At 72.4% G+C, this 2,734-nt stretch carries 1 protein-coding gene; it reads left to right on the top strand.

Translation table 11 applies throughout. From position 1 onward, the window contains the following. Window positions 1–28 precede the first annotated feature (28 nt). Window positions 29–2,734 (top strand): type I polyketide synthase (locus AB0L74_RS34740; protein ID WP_365661587.1); only part of this gene is annotated, 2,706 nt, incomplete at its 3' end.

Genomic DNA, 2,734 nt, shown 5'->3' with positions numbered 1-2,734 from the left:
GGAGGGGCCGGAGGAGCCGTCCGGGACGGTGCCCGTCGTGCTGTCCGCACAGGGACCGCGGGCGCTGGAGCGGCTCGCGGGACGCCTCCACGCGCGCCTGACCGAAAAGCCGGACACCGACCTCTACTCCCTCGCCCACGCGCTGGCTGTGGGGCGGGCGGTGTTCGATCATCGTGCGGTGGTGGTGGGTCGGTCGCGTGAGGAGTTGCTGGCGGGGCTGGAGTGTGTGGCGGCCGGTGGTGCTGGTGGGGATGTGCTGGTGGGGCGTGCGGGTGGCGCGCGGAAGCTGGCGTTGGTGTTTGCGGGGCAGGGCAGTCAGCGGGTCGGGATGGGCCGGGAGTTGTATGCGCTGAGTCCGGTGTTCGCGGGGGCGTTTGATGAGGTGTGTGCGGCTTTCGACGGGTTGCTGGAGCGGCCGTTGCGGGAGCTGGTGCTGGGTGCGGGGTCGGATGAGGGGACTTTGGCGCAGACCCGGTTCGCGCAGCCTGCGGTCTTCGCTGTCGAGGTGGCGTTGTTCCGGTTGCTGGAGTCGTTGGGTGTGCGTCCGGACTTTGTGGCGGGGCATTCGGTCGGTGAGCTGGTGGCCGCGTATGTGGCGGGGGTGTGGTCGTTGCCGGATGCTGCTCGGTTGGTGGCGGCTCGGGGGCGGCTGATGCAGGCGGCGCCTGGCGGTGGGGTGATGGTGTCGGTGCGTCTGTCCGAGGGGGAGGTTCGTGCGGGTCTTGGGGCGCTTGGTGTGGAGGGGGTGGTGTCGGTCGCGGCGGTCAACGGTCCGCGGCAGACGGTGGTTTCGGGTGATGCCGGTGAGGTGGAGCGGGTTGTCGAGTTCTGGCGGGCTCAGGGTCATCGCACCCGGAGGTTGCTGGTCAGTCATGCTTTCCACTCCTCTCATATGGAGGCGGTGGTGGAGGAGTTCCGGCGGGTCGCGGCTTCTGTGCGGTGTGCGGAGCCGCGTGTGGCGGTGGTGTCGGCGGATTCCGGGCGGGTTGCCGGGGTGGCGGAGCTGGCCGATCCGGGGTATTGGGCCGGGCACATCCGTCGTACGGTTCGTTTCGCCGACGCTGTGCGGTGTCTGCGTGGTGAGGGGGTGAGCACGTTCCTGGAAGTGGCCGGGGACCAGGCGCTTGCCCAGCAGATCGAGGAGACCCTGGACGGGCTGGACGGGGCGGACGGGGTGGGCGGGGGCCCGGGCCGGGTGGTGGCCGGTGTGACGGCGGATCCGAAGCGTCTGCTGGCCGCGCTGGCGCGGGTGCATGTCGACGGCGTGGACATCGACTGGCCCGCGTGGTTCGCCCGGACCCCGGCCACCGCCGTCGACCTGCCCACCTACCCCTTCGACCACCACCACTACTGGCTCGCCCCCCACGCCCTCGCCGGCGACGCACGCCGATTCGGCCTGGCCGACACCGCCGACCACCCCCTGCTGGGGGCGCTGGTCACCCCGGCCGAGGGGGAGGGGCTGCTGCTCAGCGGTCTGCTGTCGTTGCGCACGCATCCCTGGCTGGCGGACCACACCATCGCGGGCTCGACCCTCCTGCCCGGCACGGCCTTCCTCGAACTCGCCCTCCAGGCCGCACGAGCCGCCGACTGCGACGAGGTCACCGAACTCACCCTGGAGCAACCCCTCGTCCTGCCCGCGCGGGGAGCGGTCCAGATCCAGGTGGTGGTGCAGGGAGCCGACGAGCAGGGTCATCGCGCCCTGGCCGTCCACTCCCGCACCGCTGAAACGGACGGCGAGCACGACCGCCCGTGGACGTGTCATGCCACGGGCACGATCGCCCCGAAGGCCCCTCGTGCGCCGCAGGCCTCCGCCTGGCTGCCGGCTGGCGCCATGCCGCTCGACCTGGACGACGCCTACCCCCGTCTCGCCGACGACGGCTACGCGTACGGCCCCGCCTTCCGGGGCCTGCGGGCCGCCTGGTCCTCGGGCACCGACCTCTACGCCGAGGTGGAGATCGCCGAGTCACAGCGCGCAGAGGCCGCCCGCTGCGGTCTGCACCCGGCGCTCCTCGACGCCGTGCTGCACGCCTTGGCCGTGGACGGACTCACGGACGGCGGAGGCACCCAGGTGCCGTTCTCCTTCACCGGCGTACGGCTCCACGCGCACGGCGCGACCGTGCTGCGGGCCCGGCTGCGGCGGACGGACAGCGGTGTCGCCATCACTCTCACGGACCCGACGGGCGAGATCGTCGCGGATATCGGCTCGCTGGCGATGCGAGCGTTCGACGCACGGGGTGCCGTCGCCGTGACAGGGCGGCGGCTGCACGTGGTGCGGTGGACGCCCCTGCCGGCGGAAGCCGCCGGCGACGGGGCCTTGCCGGACGCGGTGGTGGTGCGGGTGCCTGCCGCTGGTGGCACGGTGTCGCAGGTGGTGGCTGGTGCCCTGGACGAGGTGCGGGATCGCCTCAGTGGTGATGGGCGTGTCGTGGTGGTGACGGCTTCCGGTGATGTGGCGGGGGCCGCGGTGGGCGGTTTGGTGCGTTCGGTTCAGGCGGAGTACCCGGGGCGGGTCTTCCTGGTGGAGGCGGATGCCTCCGGTGGGGAGGAGCTGTTGGGGGCCGCGCTCGCCGGTGGTGAGCCTCATGTGCGGCTGCGGGATGGTCAGGTGCTGGTGCCACGCCTGACACGGGCCGGTGAGCCGGTGGGTGCGGGGCCGGTGTTCGGTCCGGAGGGCACGGTGCTGGTGACGGGTGCCACGGGAACGCTGGGCCGGTTGGTGGTGCGGCATCTTGTG

Origin of the sequence: Streptomyces sp. NPDC052020 (assembly GCF_040680575.1) — a bacterium.
Lineage (GTDB): Bacteria > Actinomycetota > Actinomycetes > Streptomycetales > Streptomycetaceae > Streptomyces.
The sequence above is the reverse complement of the archived record's forward strand: the minus strand, read 5'-3'. Positions and strand labels throughout refer to the sequence as shown.